The following is a 16581-nucleotide window of genomic DNA, read 5'->3' as shown; positions in this document are numbered from 1 at the left end:
AACAACTTTGCCGACAGGCCGTCAATGCTTTTGGCCGAATGAGTTCGGCCGAAAATCGAGGGGATCGGGGAGGGGGCATGGCGCGAATCCGCCGGAGGGACCCGGCCGCCGGGCCGTGACGTGCGGATTCAGGCGCCGGAGAGCAGCCGCCGGGCGGAGCGCACCACGGCCTCGTCGATCAGTCCGCCGTCGGGGTCCAGGCCGACCGCGGCCCCGGAGGCCAGCGCCCGCTCATACCGTTCGACCAGATCACGGGCGCGGCCCAGTTGGTCGTCACTGGGTGTGAACACCTCATTGACGACCGCGAGTTGGGCGGGATGGATACAGGCGCGGCCGCGGAATCCCAGGGCGCGGAAGGCCAGGGTGGTCCGTCGCAGTGCCTCGGTGTCCCGGACGTCCGTGCACACCGGTGCCGGGGGAGGCGGCAGCCCCGCGGCCGCCGACGCCAGCACGATCCGGGAGCGCGCGTACAGCAGTTCCAGCCCCTCCGGGCCGGGTTCGACGCCGAGTTCGGCCCGGAGGTCCGCCTCGCCGAGCTGGAGCCGGACCACCCGGGGCGCCCGGGCGATCTCCGGCGCCGCCAGCACGCCCGCGGCCGTCTCGACCAGGGCGACGATCCCGAAGCTGCCCGCGGCGAGTCCGTACCGCTCCTCGGCCGCCCGCAGCGGAGGCCCGAGCGCGGCCGGTCCGGCGGCCGAACCGGTCTTCGCCGCGACGACCCCGGCGACCCCGGGCACCGCCACGGCGGCGGCGTCCTCGATTCCGGCGGCCCCCGGATTCACCCGTACCCAGATCCCCGGGCCGGCGCCGGGCGCGTTCCGCGCCAGCCACTCCGCCGCGCTCCTGCGCGCGCCGGCCCGGGCGGGCGGCGGTACCGCGTCCTCCAGATCGACGATGATCTCGTCGGTCTCCAGGTTGAGGGCCTTGTCCAGCTTGCGGGGCGCGTCGGCGGGAACGTACAGCGCGGATCTCACGGCCCGCTCCCGTCCCCGGACCGGCCGGGGGCCGGAAGGTCAGTCGCGGCGCAGATAGCGGCCCGTGGGTTCATCCGCCACCTCCGGTCCGCCGTCACCGAGCCGGTACGCGATCCGGCCGCCGACCACCGTCGTCACCGGCCACCCCCGCACCCGTACGCCTTCGAACGGACAGTGGTCCTGGCCCGACAGCAGCAGCTCGGCCCGGACCTCCTGCTCCAGTTGGGGATCGACGACCGTGAAATCGGCGTCGTAGCCGACCGTGAGACTGCCTTTGCGGCCCCAGAGGTTGTACGCCCGCGCCGGCCGGGCCGACGCCAGCTCCGCGATCCTGGTCAGCGGGATGCCCCGGCGGTGGAACCCTTCGCTCAGCAGGACCGGGTACAGCAGGGCGCTGCCGCCGAACCCCGGACGGGCGGGCCACAGCTCGTCCCCCTTCTCCTCCTCCATACAGCAGGCGTGGTCGGAGGCGACCCAGTCGACGGACCCGTCGCGGACGCCCTCCCAGAGCCGTTCGGCGTCCCGGGCCGTACGGATCGGCGGATTCACCTTGCCGCCGAGACCACCGCGGGCGTCCAGCGTTTCGTGGTCGAGGCAGAGGTGGTGGAGGGTGACCTCGAACTGCATGTCGGTGCCGTGGTGGCGGCGGGCGGTGAGCGCCGACTCCAGTGCATCCGCACTGGAGAGATGGAGCAGATTGACCCGGGCGCCCGCATGCGCGGCGAGCGTCGCCGCCTCGCCGATGGCGACCTGTTCGGTCAGCGGGGGCCGCCCGTCCGAGTAGGCCCGCAGATTCTGCGGCGCCCCGCTCGCCCGGACCCGCTCGATGAACACCCGCATCAGCTCGGCCTGTTCGCAGTGGAGCGAGAGGGAGAGCCGCAGCTCGGGGTGGTCCCGCTGGGTGCGGGCGAGCTGTTCCAGGATCAGATAGAGATGGCCGAGGTCGTACTCGTCCCCCATGGTGAACGAGCGGGCGTCCCGGCTGTTCGCCGCGAGGTCGAAGCCCTTGTAGAACATGTAGTACTTGAACGAGGTCACCCCGTGGTCCGCGACCAGGGAAGGGATCTCGGCGATCTGGCCGACGGTCATCGGCGCCAGATGGAAGCCGTAGTCGGTGTAGGCGCGGCCCTGCACCGCGCCCAGCACCTCGGGAAAGATCTCCCGGTAGCTGCCGGTGCGGTTCAGATAGTGCTGCCCGGTACGGAAGTACGAGAGTACCGAGGTGACCCCGCCGACCAGGGACGAACGGGTCTCCTCGGCCGCGTCGAGCCCGAGGTCGCGGTAGATCCCCAGATGGTAGTGGGCGTCGACGGCGCCGGGGAGCACCAAGCGGTCCCGGGCGTCGATCACCTCGGCCGCTCCGGCGGTCGGCAGGTCGTCGCCGATCGCCGCGATCCGGCCGCCGGAGACGGCGAGGTCGGCGCGGACTTCGCCGTGGTACGGCACCACCAGAAGGCCGCCCTTGACGAGCAGGTCGTATCGAGTCATACGGATCGGGCCGGTCAGGGGGATCCGACCGGCCATCACCTCCTTCGGGATGAAGGGCCGCTGCTGCCGGGCCTGTTCCAAAAAACGTAACGCCGTTCTACATTCAAGCGCCAGGGTCGTGAACGAGAATTCGTAACAGCGTTCCGCTCACCGGAACGGACCCGCTTCACAGGAACAGCTCCGACCGCGGGAGGACCGATGGCACGACCGGCACCGCAGCCCCACCACGACCACGACTCCCCACCACCACCGCCCCCGGGACCGGCCCCGGGCACCCGGCCGCCGCACCCCCCGGGCCCGCTGGCCGGAACCCTCGTCCTCGACCTCGCCACCCTCTTCGCCGGACCCCTCGCGGCCACGGTCCTCGGAGACTTCGGCGCGGAGGTCATCAAGGTCGAACACCCCGCCAAGGGCGACCCGTCCCGTACCCACGGCCCGGCCAAGGACGGGCACGGCCTCTGGTGGAAGATGCTCGGCCGCAACAAGAAGGCCGTCACCTGCGATCTCGGCACCGAGGAAGGCGCGGAGCTGCTCCGTGCGCTCGCCGCCGACGCGGACGTGCTCATCGAGAACTTCCGCCCGGGGACCCTGGAGCGCTGGGGCCTCGCCCCCGAGGAACTCCGGCGGATCAACCCCCGGCTGGTGATCGCCCGGGTCACCGGCTTCGGCCAGTTCGGCCCCTACGCCCGCCGGCCCGGCTTCGGCACCCTCGCCGAGTCGATGAGCGGATTCGCCGCCGCCACCGGTGAACCCGACGGGCCGCCCACCCTGCCGCCGTTCGGCCTCGCCGATGGAATCGCCGCACTGACCTGCGTCAACGCCATCCTGATGGCGCTCCGGCACCGGGACACCGGACCGGGAGACGGCCGGGGCCAGATCGTCGATCTGGCCATCATCGAACCGCTGGTCACCCTGCTCGGCCCCCAGCCGATGATCTGGGACCAGCTCGGCCGGATCCAGGAACGCACCGGAAACCGCTCCGCCAACAACGCGCCCCGCAACACCTACCGCACCCGCGACGGCCGCTGGGTCGCCGTCTCCACCAGCGCCCAGAACATCGCCGAACGCGTGATGAGACTCGTCGGCCACCCCGAGGTCATCGACGCGCCCTGGTTCTCGGGCGGCGCGGGCCGCGCCGCCCACGCCGACCTCCTCGACGCCCACGTCGGCGACTGGATCGCCGCCCGCGACGCCGCCGAGGTGGTCGACGCCTTCGAGGCGGCCCAGGCGGCCGTCGCCCTCGTCTACGACATCCGGGACGTCTTCGACGATCCCCAGTACCGGGCCCTGGACACCGTCACCACCGTCGACGACCCCGACCTCGGACCCCTCCGGATGCAAAACGTCCTCTTCCGGCTCTCCGAGACCCCCGGGTCGATCCGCAGCACCGGCGCCGCGATCGGAGCCCACAACGCCGAGGTCTACGGCGAACGGCTCGGCCTCGGCCCCGACGATCTCGACCGACTCCATGCGAAGGGCGTCATCTGACCATGCGTACGATCGACCTCGCCCAGCCCCTGCGGCGCGGCATGCCCCAGTCGCCCAACCACCCTCCGTTCCGGATGGCCCTGGAACGCCGCCACGGCGATCTGCTGCGCCCCGACGGCGGCTCGGCCGCCAACGAGATCATCGTCATGGGAGGTCATGTCGGCACCCATGTCGACGCCCTCGCCCATGTTTCCCAGGACGGTCTGCTGTACGGCGGACTGCGCCCCGCCGATATCAGCGACCACCTCGGATTCGGCGCACTGGGCATCGACACCTTCGAACCGTACGTCGGCCGGGCCCTGCTCCTCGACCTCGCCGCCGTACACGGAGTGCCGGTCCTCCCCGCCGGATACGAGATCACCCCCGACGACCTGGAACGGGCGGCGGCCGGACTCGAACCCCGCCCCGGGGACGTCCTGCTCATCGGCACCGGCTGGTCCCGGCACTGGGCCGACGCCACCGCCTTCATCGGCCGGGAGCAGGGGGTGCCGGGGCCGGGCGAGGCCGCGGGACGGTGGCTCGCCGGGCACCGCCCCCGGGCCGTGGGCGGCGAAACCATCGCCTTCGAGCACCTCGCGCCGGGACAGGGGCACGCCACCCTGCCCGTCCACCGGATCCTGCTGGTCGAATCGGGCGTCAACATCGTGGAGACGATGAAGCTCGACGAACTGCTCGACAGCGGGGCACGGGAGTTCACCCTCGTACTCAATCCGCTGCCGGTCGTCGGCGCGACGGGAGCGCCGGTACGCCCGCTGGCCCTGCTGCCCGACCCCGGCCCTGCCCCGGGAGCACCGGCCCCTCCGGCGCCACCGGAAGACTCCACCGCCGCGCCGTACGGACCCCGTGCGGACGGGGGTGACGGGTCGTGAGCGGGAACTCCCGTACGACAGCGAACGTGGTCGGGGCCGCCTCGGGCCCGGACGCCTCGGCCGACCCCCGTACCGCGGTCCAGCGGCTCGCCCGGTTCGCCGTGGACTGCCGGGACCGGGGGCTGCCCGCCGAGGTCGCCTCCGATGTGACCGGCCGGGTCCTCGACGTCGTCGGCAACTGTCTGGCCGGACGGGCCGAGGGCGGCCCGGCCGAGGCCGTGCTGGACACCGTACGCGCCATGGGCGGCAGCCCCCGCGCGAGCCTGTTCGGGGCGGCCGGCCGACTCCCGGCGGCCCAGGCCGCCCTGGTCAACGGCACCCTCGCCCATACCCTCGACTTCGACGACACCCATCTGCCGTCCGTTCTCCACCCCAGCGCCTCCGTGGTGCCGGCCGCCCTGGCCGCAGCCGAGGAGACCGGGGCGAGCGGCGTCCGGCTCGCGGCGGCCGTCGCCGCCGGTATCGAGATCTGCAACCGCCTCGGCATGGCGTCGTACGTCCCCGGGATCCGTAACTCCCTCTTCTTCGAGAAGGGCCAGCACGCCACGTCCATCTGCGGCACCCTCGGGGCCGCGGCCGCCGTCGCCCTGCTCTACGGACTCGACGAACAGGGCGTCGCCGACGCCCTCGGCATCGCCGCCAGCATGGGCTCCGGCATTCTGGAGGCCAACCGCACCGGAGGCACCGTCAAACGGATCCACTGCGGCTGGGCCGCCCACTCCGGGGTCATGGCCGCGGCCCTCGCCCACGCCGGAATCACCGGCCCGCCGACCGTCCTGGAAGGACGATTCGGCTTCTTCCGGGCCTGGCTGGACGGCACCTGCGATACGGAAGCCCTGCTCGGCGGGCTCGGTGACCGGTGGGAGACACTGCGAACCGTCTACAAGCCCTACCCCTCCAACCATTTCACCCACCCCGCCATCGACTGCGCCCTGGCCCTGCGCGCCGACGGCCTCGACCCCGGTGACATCGCCTCCGCCGAACTGGGCCTGCCGGCCCCCACCCTGCGGACGGTGGCCGAGCCCCGGGACGAGAAGGTCCGCCCCCGTACCCCGTACCACGCCAAATTCTCCGGGCCCTTCACCGTTGCCACCGCCCTGCTCGGCGGCGGCGGACTCGGCGTCCACCTCGACGACTTCACCCCCGAAACCCTGGGCGACCCCGGAAGGCTCGCCCTGGCGGCGCGGGTGACCTGCTTCGCCGACGAGCGGGCCGGCGAGATCTTCCCCACCGCCTTCGCGGCCGTCCTGCGGGTCCGCACCCGCGGCGGGGCCCGGCTGGAGAAGCGGGTCGACTCCTCCCGCGGCGGCCCCGGTCATCCACTGAGCCGCGCCGAGCTGCTGACCAAGTTCCGGTTGAACGCGGAGCGCGGTACGACTCCGGAACGTGCCCGGCAACTCGCGGACGCCGTAGGCTCGTTGGCCACGGCGCCCGATACCGCGGCGCTGTTCGGCTGAGACCCCGCGACCCCTGGGGCGGAACTGCGTTCCTATCATCGGAATGCCGACGGCCGGCCCGGAACCGCCGCGCCGGTCCGGCCGGGGCCCGGACGGCCTCCCGCCACCCGGCGCGGGGTCCGTCCGGACACCAGACCACGACCGCTCCACGGGCAGGGGACGCATATGCCGACCGACACCACCAACAGCACCGACACCACCACCACTTCCGCTACCGGGGCCGCGCCCCGGGGCTCGGCGGGCGGCAGCCAGAGCGCGTCCACCGTCGAACGCTCGGCCGATGTCCTGCTCCTCTTCGCCGAACCCGGCGCGATCACCCTCGGCGTCACCGAGATCGCCGACCGGCTCGGCCTCTCCAAGCCCACCGTGCACCGCATCCTGACCTCCCTGCGGCTGCGCGGCCTCGTCGAACTCGACGAGGCCACCCGGCGGTACGCGCTGGGACTCTCCACCATGCGCCTCGGCCTGGCCTACCTCGACCGTATCGACGTCCGCCGGCTCGCCGCTCCCGAACTGACCCGCCTCTCCCGGCTCAGCGCCGAAACCGCCACCCTGTCGATCCGGACCGGCGACAGCCGCGTCTACGTCGACCAGGTCACCCCCAGCCGGGAGGTCATCATGTCGGTCCGGCTCGGCGTGCCCTACCCCCTCCACGCGGGCGCTTCCTCCAAGGCGTTTCTGGCGTTCCTGCCCGACGACGACATCACTGCCTATCTGGACCGGGCCCCGCTGACCCGCCTCACCGACGCCACCCCCGCCGACCCGGCGGCCCTCCGGAAGGACATCGCGGCCATCCGCCGCCGAGGCTACGCCCGCTCCAGCGGCGAACGGCAGCCCGGCTCCTCGTCGGTCGCCGCCCCCGTCCTCGACCACCACGGCCACCCCGTCGGAGTGATCAGCATCAGCGGCCCCCGTGAACGTTTCCGCAAGGAGGCCGGCCGCTGCGCCGAGGCACTGCTGGAGACCGTCGGCCGGCTCTCGGCACAGATGGGGTACGGAGCGGAGCCCGGATCCGGCGCACGCTGACCGCGTCGGGCGCCGGGCTCCCCGGACGGCCCCACCGGCGCCGCGCTCCGGTCGCCGGACCCCGGACACAAGGGAACAATGGTGCCGGTACGGGCACAAACGATGCGGTGGGCGCCCGGCGGGCGGACCCCGGCCCGGTGACGCCCGGCGGAGGGATGATCACCGTGACGACTTCGCCCTTCGGGTCCGGGGACCCGTTCTCCGACCTGTTCAACCGGTTCTTCGGGATGAGCCCCGCGGCCTCCCCGCCCGCCGTCCAGCGGGTGCCCATCGGCCGGCTGCTCAGCGACTCCGCGCACGAACTGCTCGCCGCGGCCGGCGCCCGCGCCGCCCGGGACGGATCCGACCTCGACACTCCGCACCTGCTCTGGGCCGCGACCCAGGTGCCCGCCGGGCGGCAGGTGCTGGAGCACGCGGGCGCCGACCCCGACCGGCTCGCCGAGGACATCGCCCGTACCCTCCCCTCCGGCGGCGGCGACGAGGAACCCTCTCTCACCCCGGCCGCCAAACGGGCCCTCCTCGCCGCCCACGCCCGCTCCCAGGCCGCCGGTGCCTCCTACATCGGCCCCGAACACATCCTCGCCGCCCTCGCCGACGACCCCCGCTCCGGACTCGGCGCGGCCCTGCGCTCGGAAGGCGTCCCCTCGGGGGCACTGGGCGGCCCGGCACCCGGGCGGAACGCCGAGGGCCCCCGCGGCGGCGGGGACACCCCGACCCTCGACCAGTACGGCCGCGACCTCACCGAAGAGGCCAGAGGCGGACGCCTCGACCCGGTCGTCGGCCGGGCCCAGGAGATCGAACAGACGGTGGAGGTGCTCTCCCGCCGCACCAAGAACAACCCCGTGCTCATCGGCGACCCCGGCGTCGGCAAGACCGCCATCGTGGAGGGCCTCGCCCAGCGGATCGTCGCCGGGGAGGTCCCGAAGTCCCTGCGGGACCGCCGGGTCGTCTCCCTCGACCTGCCGGGACTGGTGGCCGGATCCAAGTACCGCGGCGAGTTCGAGGAGCGGCTCAAGAAGGTCATCGACGAAGTCACCGCCGCCGACAAGAGCATCGTCCTCTTCATCGACGAACTCCACACCGTCGTCGGCGCGGGCGGGGGCGGCGAGGGCGCCATGGACGCCGGGAACATCCTCAAACCCGCGCTCGCCCGCGGCGACCTCAGCGTCGTCGGCGCCACCACCATCGACGAGTACCGCAAGCACATCGAGAAGGACGCCGCACTCGAACGCCGCTTCCAGCCCGTGATGGTGCCCGAGCCGACCGTCGACGAGACCGTGGAGATCCTCCGCGGGCTGCGCGACGCCTACGAGGCCCACCACCAGGTCCGCTTCACCGACGAGGCCCTCGACGCGTCCGCCGCCCTCTCCGACCGCTACCTCACCGACCGCTTCCTGCCCGACAAGGCCATCGACCTGATGGACCAGGCCGGAGCCCGCGTCGGGCTGCGGAACGTCGGCGGACCCTCCCCGTCGGCGGACCTCGAAGAGAAACTCACCAAACTCCGCCGGGAGAAGGACGAGGCCGTCGGCGCCGAGGACTACGAACGCGCCGGGGCCCTCAAGGAGGGAATCCGGCAGACCGAGAAGGAGATCGGCGAGACGGGCCGGGAGCGCGAACAGGCCGCGAGCGTCACCGCCGACGATATCGCCGAGGTGCTCTCGGCCCGTACCGGCATCCCGGTCTCCCAGCTCACCGAGACCGAACGGGAACGCCTGCTGAAACTGGAGGACTCCCTCCACGAACGCGTCGTCGGCCAGGAAGAGGCCGTCACCGCCGTCTCCCAGGCCGTCCGCAGAGGCCGGGCCGGAATGGGCGACCCCGACCGCCCCACCGGCAGCTTCCTCTTCCTCGGCCCCACCGGCGTCGGCAAGACGGAGCTGGCGAAGGCCCTGGCCGAGCTGCTCTTCGGCGACGCCGACCGGATGGTCCGCTTCGATATGAGCGAATTCCAGGAGCGGCACACCGTCTCCCGGCTCGTCGGCTCGCCCCCCGGCTACATCGGCTACGAAGAGGCCGGACAGCTCACCGAGGCGGTGCGCCGCAAACCGTACAGCGTCGTCCTCTTCGACGAGGTCGAGAAGGCCCACCCCGACGTCTTCAACCTGCTGCTCCAGGTCCTCGACGACGGCCGGCTCACCGACGCCCAGGGCCGTACCGTCGACTTCCGGCACACCGTGGTCATCATGACCAGCAATATCGGCTCCCAGCGGATCCTGGCGCACCACGGGGAGGTCGCCGCCATCAAGGACGAGCTGATGAGCGACCTGAAGGCGCACTTCCGCCCCGAGTTCCTCAACCGCGTCGACGAGGTCATCGTCTTCCACGCGCTGACCCGCGACGACCTCGTCCACATCGTCGACCTGCTGCTCGACCGCAGCCGGCGCAGGCTCCACGCCCAGCACATCGGCCTGGAGGTCACCGAACCCGCCAAGGAACTCCTCGCCAACCGCGGATACCAGCCCGAGTTCGGCGCCCGGCCGCTGCGCCGCACCCTCCAGACCGAACTCGACAACCGGCTGTCGACGCTGCTCCTCGACGGCAGCCTGGACCCCGGCGACACGGTCGTCGCCGACGCGGCCGACGGCGAACTCGAACTCTCCGTCAAGGAGGGGAAGAAACCTGCCGACGGCACCGACGGCACCGACGGCACCGGCGGTACGGCGGACGGGGCCGCCGGTGCCGGGGCGGCCACGGAGCCCGGCGTCTGAGCCCCGACACGTACCGGCGACGAACGACCCTCGGCCGTGAGGGTGCCCGTACGGAAAACGGCTCGACGCTCCCCGGTCCGGTCGGCTGGGATGGGCGGTGACCGCCCGCCGACCGCGGGCCGAGACCCGGGGGAGACCGTGGTGGCACAGGCGACAACCGGAGGTACCCGGCCCGCGATCGACGCCGCGCTCGCCCGCCGACTGGTCGACGACCAGTTCCCGCGCTGGTCCGGTCTGCCGCTGGTCCCCGTCGAACCCGGCGGCTCCGATCACGTGATCTTCCGCCTCGGCGGGGAGCTGTCGGTCCGGCTGCCGCGGCACGAGGAGGCCGTCGGACAGGCCGCCAAGGAGTACATCTGGCTGCCCCGCCTCGCCCCGCACGTCCCCCTGGCCGTTCCCGTACCGGTCGCCGTCGGCGAACCCGGGTTCGGATACCCCTGGCCATGGGCGGTCTCCCGCTGGCTGGACGGCTCCACGGCAACCCCGGGCGGCCTCGGCGAATCGGCCGCCGCGGCCGAAACGCTCGCCGGTTTCCTCACCGCGCTCCAGCGGTTCGCGCCCGTGGGCCCGGAGGGCGCGGAGGCGCTGCGCGACCCCGCGCTCGCGGCGGACCCGCTGGCCGGGCGGGACGGTGCCACCCGGGCGGCCATCGCCGCCACCGGCGGGGTGTTCGACGCGGCGGCGATGACCGCGGTATGGGACGCGGCCCTGGCGGCACCGGCCCGGCAGCAGCCCCCGGTCTGGTTCCACGGTGACTTCCACACCGGCAATCTGCTGACCCGCGACGGCAGACTGAGCGCCGTCATCGACTTCGGCAGCCTCGGTCTCGGGGACCCGGCCCGGGACCTGATGGTGGCCTTCACCCTGCTGTCGCCCCGGACCCGGCAGGTGTTCCGCGCCGCCCTCGGCGCCGACGAGGCGACGTGGACCCGCGGCCGGGGCTGGGCCCTGGCCACGGGTTTGAACGCGTACCGCCACTACGCCGCGGTGAACCCGGGGGTCGCCGCCCAGACGTCCCGGCAGATCGCGGCGGCGATCGCGGGATAGCCGGTCCCCGGTGGGCCGGCCGGACCGGAACAGGCCCGGCCGGCCCACCGGGCGGACGGGTCAGGGCGCGTCGCGCACCGTACCCCGCACCTCGGGACCCGTACTGTTGCCGTCTCCGTCGAGCAGCGTCAGCGCCACGTTCTCCACCGGCTCGCGCACGGCGTCCGCGACCGTCGGGACGGTGATGTCCACACCGGTCCCGCCGACCGGGAACTCCACACCGAACGAGGTGTACTCCGGCCAGGCCTTCGACAGCGCCCGCTCCGGCGACGGCGATGCCCGGAACAGTTCACCGAACCAGACCGAGCAGCACCCGGGAGAGATCGGCCGGGCCCGCCCGGCGCACCGCGTCCGGCGCCGTGCCACCGCGCGACCACGCGGCCCAGCGCGCCGGATGGAGGCGGACCAGGGAAGACCGGGCCTGCGCCCCCAGATCCGCCGTGTCGTTGTCCTGGGCGTTGATGCCGTTGGCGGATATCGACACGGTCACATAGCCCTGCGAGGCGAGCAGCCGCTGGGAGTGCAGATAGCTCCGGTGGCTCAGGATCGGCCGGGTGCCGCGCGGACACGGCCAGGCGAGCGACGGCTCGCTCTTCGCGTTGTCCACCGCCCGCGGCCGTTCCCCCCGGTTCGCCGTGCGCCGCGGTTCGCCCGCGGCAGGTCATCCGGCCGGCAGGTCTGCTGACACCCCGTGAGAACCGCGACGGCGCGCGGGCATTCGTCGTCTCCGGAGGACGGTCGGTACGAGCCGGAGTTTGCCCGGGGACCAGGGGATTTCCCCGCCCCCGCCACGGCGGCGGCGCCGTCTGCGGCACCGGGCGGGACCACGGCCTGTGGGATCCTGCCCACGGGACGGCGGGCCGCCCGGGACATCGGAGGCCGGCCCGGTCGCCCACCCCTGAGGCGTACCGACAGGAAGGGGCCGGAGATGGCGGGGGAGCGGAGCGGAAGCGCCCCGGACGCATCCGGGGAGTACGGGACGTACGAGGTCCACGAAGCCGACGAGGCGCGCGGGCGCGGCAGGGCCGTCCGTGCTCCCTACCCGGACGAGGTCCCCGTCGTGGCGCGTGCCGCCCGCGCGCTGGAGGCCCTCGGCGCGACCGAGCCCCGCTTCGAGGTGCACGCCACCGGCGGAGCCGGCTGGCTGGCCGAATGGGACGGCGAACTGCGCGGCTCCGAAGTGGGGATCACCTTCGAGGGCGCGGGGCCCGACGCCCCCGATGTCCGCCTCTTCCTCGGCCGCTGGACGTTCGAGTGCATCCCTGCGGCCGATCTGCCGGACCTCCTGACGGCGGCCTTCACAGGCCGGGCCGCCATCACCGTGGAGCGGTGGCTCTACTTCTGGCGGGTGGACGTCCTCACGGTGACCGTCGGCGAACAGGCGTACTCCGCGGGGGAGGGCCATGACCCGGAGCGCCGGTGGAGCCCATGGGAGAACGATCTCCGCACGGCGTAGCGACCTGCTGTACCGCCGTCCGGACGGGGCGGGCCCCTCCTCGGGCCCGGGGCGGCGAAGGCCGCCGTACCGCCGCCCCCGGACCGAACCGCCCGCTCCTCAGCCCCTGCGCAGCAGATACGTGTCCATGATCCACCCCTTGCGCTCCCGGGCCTCCGCCCGCAGGTGCTCGATGCGCTCCGAAACCTCCGCGAGCCGCCCCTGCACCAGGATCTCGTCCGCCGTACCGACGTACGCACCCCAGTAGATGTACGCGTCCTGGTCCAGATGGCGGGTGAAGGCGGTACGGGCGTCCAGCATCACCACCACATCGTCGACCCCCTCCGGCCAGCCCTCGGCGAGCCGCCGCCCGGTGGTGATCTGCACCGGGCGGGCCACCCGGTTCAACCCGGTCCGGTGCCGGGCCAGCAGCGCCGACACCGAGCTGATGCCCGGTACCACCTCGTGGTCGAAGCGGACCGTGCCGCGCGCCGCCACCTCCTCCAGCACCCCGAGAGTGGAGTCGTACAGCGCGGGATCGCCCCACACCAGGAACGCCCCGCACTCGCCGTCGCCGAGATCGTCCGCGATGAACCGCTCGAACAGATCGGCCCGGCGGACCCGCCAGTCGTCGACGGCGCGCACATACTCCGGGGTCTCCCGGTCCCGCTCCGGATCCCGGCCCTCGACGAGACGGTACGAGCCCGGCTCCCGATGGGCGTCGAGAATGTCCCGCCGCAGCCCGGTCAGGTCCGCCTTCACCTCACCCTTCTCCAGGATGAAGAAGGCGTCGGCCGCCTTCAGCGCCTTGACCGCCTGGAGCGTCAGATGATCGGGGTCGCCCGCCCCGATGCCGATCACGTAAATCTTCCTCACCCGCCGAGTCTCCCTCACGTCCGTCCCCCGGCCGCAGCGGACCCCCTCACAGCGGAACCGGCGGCCGCCTCAGGTGAGGGTCAGCCGCGGCGCCTCGGCCCGCGCATCGACCGGCGCGCCCCCGCGGGACAGCCGCTCCACGAGATCCCGGGCCCATGCAGTCAGCCCCGACACGTCCACGCCGTACGGATCCCCGTAACCCGCGATCCGCTCCGCCCCCCGCCGCAGCAGCGTCACCCCGCCCTGCGCATTGCCGCGCGCCGCGTGGGTCAGCCCCACGGCGAGCTGGGCCAGCCCCTGCCAGAGATCGCGCTCCGGCTCGGGCCGCGACTTCCAGGCGTCCTCGAACACCTCGTGCGCATGGAACGGTTTCCCCTCGTCGAGCAGCTTCTGCGCCGTCTCCAGGGTGTCGCGCGGCGCCCGCACCACCCCTTCGGCCTGACGGGCCACCCCGGCCCGCCCGTACGGCAACGGCCGCCCCAAACCGTCCCGGGGCCGCGCACTGCGGGCGCGCCCTTCACTGTCCCGGTCTCTCGGTGCCCTGTCCACGTTCCGAATTCTCCCCGAAACCCCCACCCGCCCGCAGGCCACCGGCCGTACCCACCCGCCGAGTGGGGTAAAGTCTTCCCTGCAAGCCCGGCCGCACGGCGGCGGGGCCGGCGGACGGGACGTGGCGCAGCTTGGTAGCGCACTTGACTGGGGGTCAAGGGGTCGCAGGTTCAAATCCTGTCGTCCCGACTTGTGTTTTCGCAGGTCGCAGGCGGTATCGGAGTAATCCGGTGCCGCCTTTCCGTTGTTCTTGGGGACCAGTTGGGGACCACACGGTCCAGCGGGGCCTTCCGGGGGCGGGCTGGATGGCGAGGCTGAGGGGTGTGCGGACGGGGTCGAGGTGGGCGGTGAAGGCCGTTCCGGCGCCGGTGATCCGGGACATGTCCGGGTGTAATGGTGGAGTCGGGTATGGGAACTGCCCGAATGGGTCTGACCCGAGTTCCGTCTTGAGGGCCTGGGAGACTCGGCGTCGACGCCGATCTCCGATGCGAGATCAAGCTGCATCCGTCCTGCCGGGGCCGACGCCGTGCGGAAGAGACGCTTCTGCTTCAATGGCCGGTTGCCACCCGCACTCTTTCCAGGAGCCTCAGTGATGTCCGTCCAGCCCCAACCTGAGTCGGCGCGGATACAAGAGCTCCTCGTCGCCGGGCAGGAAGCGGCTGAGGGCGGCCGCTGGGTGGATGCCGGGCTTGCCTGGATCGAGGCTGCCAAGCTGGGCAGCCTGGACGGCGCGAACGCCGCCGGCAGATTCGCAGCCCCTCACATCAGACCGCTCGCTGATGCGGGCGACCCTGCCGCGCAGGCTCTGATGGCGGGGATCTTGATGGACTACTTCACCGAAGACGCCCTTCCGATGGCGGTCGGCTATGCCAGGGCCGCGGCCGCCGCTGGTCACGCCGCCGGCCTTCGCACCTTCGGTTTCATGCTGGTGCGAGGCAAGGGAGTGGAGGAGGACCGTGACGAGGCTCTGGAGCTGTTTCGTGCGGCAGCCGCGAAAGGGGACGCCTACGGGGCCTTCAACGCTGCGGTCACCCAGAGGGAAGGCAACTGTCGCGCTGACCGCGACGAGTACCTCCGACTGCTGACCCAGGCCGCCGGCGGAGGCATCACGCAGGCTGCCGCGGTGCTGGGAGACCAGTTGGCAGCCGACAGACGCAACGAGGAAGCCTTGAGCTGGTACGTGCGGGCAGCTGAGAACGGCCACGCCGGCGCGGCGGATGTCGCGGCCGACTGGTACCGGGACGGCGTCGGTACGGAAGCCGACCCCGTGCAGGCCATGCGCTGGCTCCTCGTGCTGACCGCACAATTGAACGTCGACGCCGTTCACCGAGCCCACCAGGTCGGCGCGCGGATGACGGACGAGGCGATCCTCGAAGCAGGACGGCTCGCGGATCAGCCCGCCGAAGCCCAGATCATGGTCTCCACACTCGCGAGAGCCCGCGAGCGCGAATGACAACGCCGAAGCGCCAGGGCACCGTCCTGATCCGGCCTTTCACGAAGCTGCGGTCAGAGCGATTTCCGCGTGGCCGCTGTCAATCGAGCTGCTCGCTCGCTCCGGCAAGGGCCGGGAGAAGGTCCTGGTAGGTCACGGGAGTGGAGCCTTTCGAGTGCGGTTGCACGCTGGAGGCTATCCGCACCTACCTCAACACCTGGGGCGAACTGCCGGTCTACGGGGCCAAGGCCACCATCACCCCCGACGGCCGGACCACACTCGCCCGCGGCCGGTGGAAAGCCACCCTGTAAGCCGGGTTACGGCCCAGGCATCCGGCCGCCGGGTGCCTGGCCGTGCACGCCGTCGCCGCTGAACGGAACGGGGCAGCGGCGCTCCCCTCGGCGGGCACGGCGCGGGCAAGCTGCTGACCGCGCTTGCTCCCCTTCCCGACACCCCGCCCCGCGGCGGCCTTCGCCACCGGGCTGGAGAAGGACAGGACACCGTGCTCCAAGGCCCGTGCACACGCCGGAACTCCGGCCCCGTCGTGTGCGACATCCCTTGAATAGCAGTCGGCCGAGCTTTCCGTCCCGCCGGGTCCGTTGGCGGGCCCGGCCCGCCGGGGCGCGTCAGGCCGGATCGCAATACGGGCGCCGCCGTGTCGCGGTCTCCGGGAGCACGGCATCGCGCACGTGGCAGTACCGGCGGCGGGCCATACCTCCAGGACCGCTCTCAATGCAGGTGGTCGGCCACGAGAGCGTTGACGCGGCTCTCGTGCTCGCGGCGGGCCTTGCGCCGGGCCGAAAGGGCCGGGATACCCAGAGTGCCGTCGAGGGGGTGGCAGTGGGCGAGGAGCGATCGGTGCACGGCAGGGACGGCGCTGATGCGCAGGGTGCAGCCCCGGCCGTGCCGTACGGCCACCCCTTGGCCGGGCGCGGCGCGCTGGGCGGGCTCCAGCTCGGTGGCGCGGAGGTAGTCGGCGACCTTGCCCGGCTGTCCAGTGTGACCGGTAGCTCCGGGGCGGGCGCCTCCTCATCGCTGGCGGTGTGCTCGGGCAGGAGGCCGACGACGGCGGTCCGGATCGTGCCGCGGCTGACCCGGTGGCCGCGGGTGAGGGCGGCGATGGAGCTGTCTTCCAGGTACGCGGTGCGCACGTCGGCGGCCGTCGCGGCCGCGACGGCGGGGCGACGCCCGCCCTTCGCGCCCTTGGCCTCGGCGGCGCGCAGCCCGTC

At 72.8% G+C, this 16581-nt stretch carries 15 protein-coding genes, 1 tRNA gene and 1 pseudogene; 10 read left to right on the top strand and 7 right to left on the bottom strand.

The features are described from left to right. Window positions 1–128: 128 nt before the first annotated feature. Window positions 129–974, bottom strand: a complete 846-nt coding sequence (locus ACIQ9E_RS08235) for an HpcH/HpaI aldolase/citrate lyase family protein (protein ID WP_403703803.1) — start codon at window positions 972–974, stop codon at window positions 129–131. Window positions 975–1013: 39 nt separating this feature from the next. Further along, on the bottom strand, window positions 1014–2462 hold the full coding sequence (locus ACIQ9E_RS08230; RefSeq protein WP_403703800.1) for a dihydroorotase family protein: 1449 nt from the start codon (window positions 2460–2462) through the stop codon (window positions 1014–1016). Between the two features lie 198 nt (window positions 2463–2660). Here ACIQ9E_RS08230 and ACIQ9E_RS08225 point away from each other — a divergent pair, with 198 nt between their 5' ends. From ACIQ9E_RS08225 to ACIQ9E_RS08200, 6 genes are all read left to right on the top strand, one after another. Then, complete coding sequence (locus tag ACIQ9E_RS08225; protein ID WP_403703797.1) at window positions 2661–3950, top strand: CaiB/BaiF CoA transferase family protein; 1290 nt, start codon at window positions 2661–2663, stop codon at window positions 3948–3950. A gap of 2 nt (window positions 3951–3952) precedes the next feature. Continuing rightward, complete coding sequence (locus ACIQ9E_RS08220; RefSeq protein ID WP_403703794.1) at window positions 3953–4819, top strand: cyclase family protein; 867 nt, start codon at window positions 3953–3955, stop codon at window positions 4817–4819. Beyond that, a complete protein-coding gene (locus ACIQ9E_RS08215) occupies window positions 4816–6276 on the top strand; it encodes an MmgE/PrpD family protein (protein WP_403703791.1) in 1461 nt (486 codons plus the stop codon). The genes ACIQ9E_RS08220 and ACIQ9E_RS08215 overlap by 4 nt, the downstream gene beginning before the upstream one ends. Window positions 6277–6441: 165 nt before the next feature. Continuing rightward, window positions 6442–7302 (top strand): IclR family transcriptional regulator, encoded by an 861-nt coding sequence (locus ACIQ9E_RS08210; RefSeq protein ID WP_403703788.1) that lies wholly within the window; start codon window positions 6442–6444, stop codon window positions 7300–7302. Window positions 7303–7457: 155 nt separating this feature from the next. Beyond that, window positions 7458–10013 (top strand): ATP-dependent Clp protease ATP-binding subunit, encoded by a 2556-nt coding sequence (locus ACIQ9E_RS08205; RefSeq protein WP_403703785.1) that lies wholly within the window; start codon window positions 7458–7460, stop codon window positions 10011–10013. 141 nt (window positions 10014–10154) lie between these two features. Then, on the top strand, window positions 10155–11060 hold the full coding sequence (locus ACIQ9E_RS08200; RefSeq protein ID WP_403703782.1) for an aminoglycoside phosphotransferase family protein: 906 nt from the start codon (window positions 10155–10157) through the stop codon (window positions 11058–11060). A gap of 60 nt (window positions 11061–11120) precedes the next feature. Here ACIQ9E_RS08200 and ACIQ9E_RS08195 read toward each other — a convergent pair whose 3' ends face one another. Beyond that, window positions 11121–11279: a hypothetical protein gene (locus tag ACIQ9E_RS08195; RefSeq protein ID WP_403703779.1), complete on the bottom strand. Its 159-nt coding sequence runs from the start codon at window positions 11277–11279 to the stop codon at window positions 11121–11123. 85 nt (window positions 11280–11364) lie between these two features. Beyond that, a pseudogene (locus tag ACIQ9E_RS08190) lies at window positions 11365–11640 on the bottom strand (hypothetical protein); the annotation flags it as partial. A gap of 348 nt (window positions 11641–11988) precedes the next feature. Here ACIQ9E_RS08190 and ACIQ9E_RS08185 point away from each other — a divergent pair. After that, the gene (locus ACIQ9E_RS08185; protein WP_403703776.1) at window positions 11989–12516 is read left to right on the top strand and encodes a hypothetical protein; all 528 of its coding nucleotides are present in this window, start codon (window positions 11989–11991) and stop codon (window positions 12514–12516) included. A gap of 99 nt (window positions 12517–12615) precedes the next feature. On the opposite strand, the gene cobF is transcribed toward ACIQ9E_RS08185, so the two are convergent. Next, on the bottom strand, window positions 12616–13371 hold the full coding sequence (cobF, locus tag ACIQ9E_RS08180) for a precorrin-6A synthase (deacetylating) (protein WP_403703773.1): 756 nt from the start codon (window positions 13369–13371) through the stop codon (window positions 12616–12618). A gap of 69 nt (window positions 13372–13440) precedes the next feature. Then, window positions 13441–13821, bottom strand: a complete 381-nt coding sequence (locus tag ACIQ9E_RS08175; protein ID WP_403703770.1) for a DUF309 domain-containing protein — start codon at window positions 13819–13821, stop codon at window positions 13441–13443. A 214-nt stretch (window positions 13822–14035) separates the two neighbouring features. On the opposite strand from ACIQ9E_RS08175, the gene ACIQ9E_RS08170 reads away from it, so the two are divergent. The 3 genes from ACIQ9E_RS08170 to ACIQ9E_RS08160 all read left to right on the top strand — a co-directional run bounded on the left by ACIQ9E_RS08170 (window position 14036) and on the right by ACIQ9E_RS08160 (window position 15663). Further along, window positions 14036–14109: transfer RNA gene (locus ACIQ9E_RS08170), tRNA-Pro, on the top strand. A gap of 403 nt (window positions 14110–14512) precedes the next feature. After that, window positions 14513–15373, top strand: coding sequence for a tetratricopeptide repeat protein (locus tag ACIQ9E_RS08165; protein ID WP_403703767.1), 861 nt, complete (start codon window positions 14513–14515; stop codon window positions 15371–15373). 140 nt (window positions 15374–15513) lie between these two features. Further along, window positions 15514–15663 carry a hypothetical protein gene (locus ACIQ9E_RS08160; RefSeq protein ID WP_403703764.1) on the top strand — a complete coding sequence of 50 codons (150 nt, stop codon included), beginning with the start codon at window positions 15514–15516 and terminating at the stop codon, window positions 15661–15663. A 418-nt stretch (window positions 15664–16081) separates the two neighbouring features. On the opposite strand, the gene ACIQ9E_RS08155 is transcribed toward ACIQ9E_RS08160, so the two are convergent. Further along, window positions 16082–16216: a hypothetical protein gene (locus ACIQ9E_RS08155; RefSeq protein ID WP_403703761.1), complete on the bottom strand. Its 135-nt coding sequence runs from the start codon at window positions 16214–16216 to the stop codon at window positions 16082–16084. Window positions 16217–16581 lie beyond the last annotated feature (365 nt).

The sequence above is a fragment of the Streptomyces sp. NPDC094448 genome (genome assembly GCF_044763775.1).
GTDB lineage: Bacteria > Actinomycetota > Actinomycetes > Streptomycetales > Streptomycetaceae > Streptomyces.
Note: the sequence above shows the minus strand (reverse complement) of the source record. Positions and strands in the feature narration are given on the sequence as shown.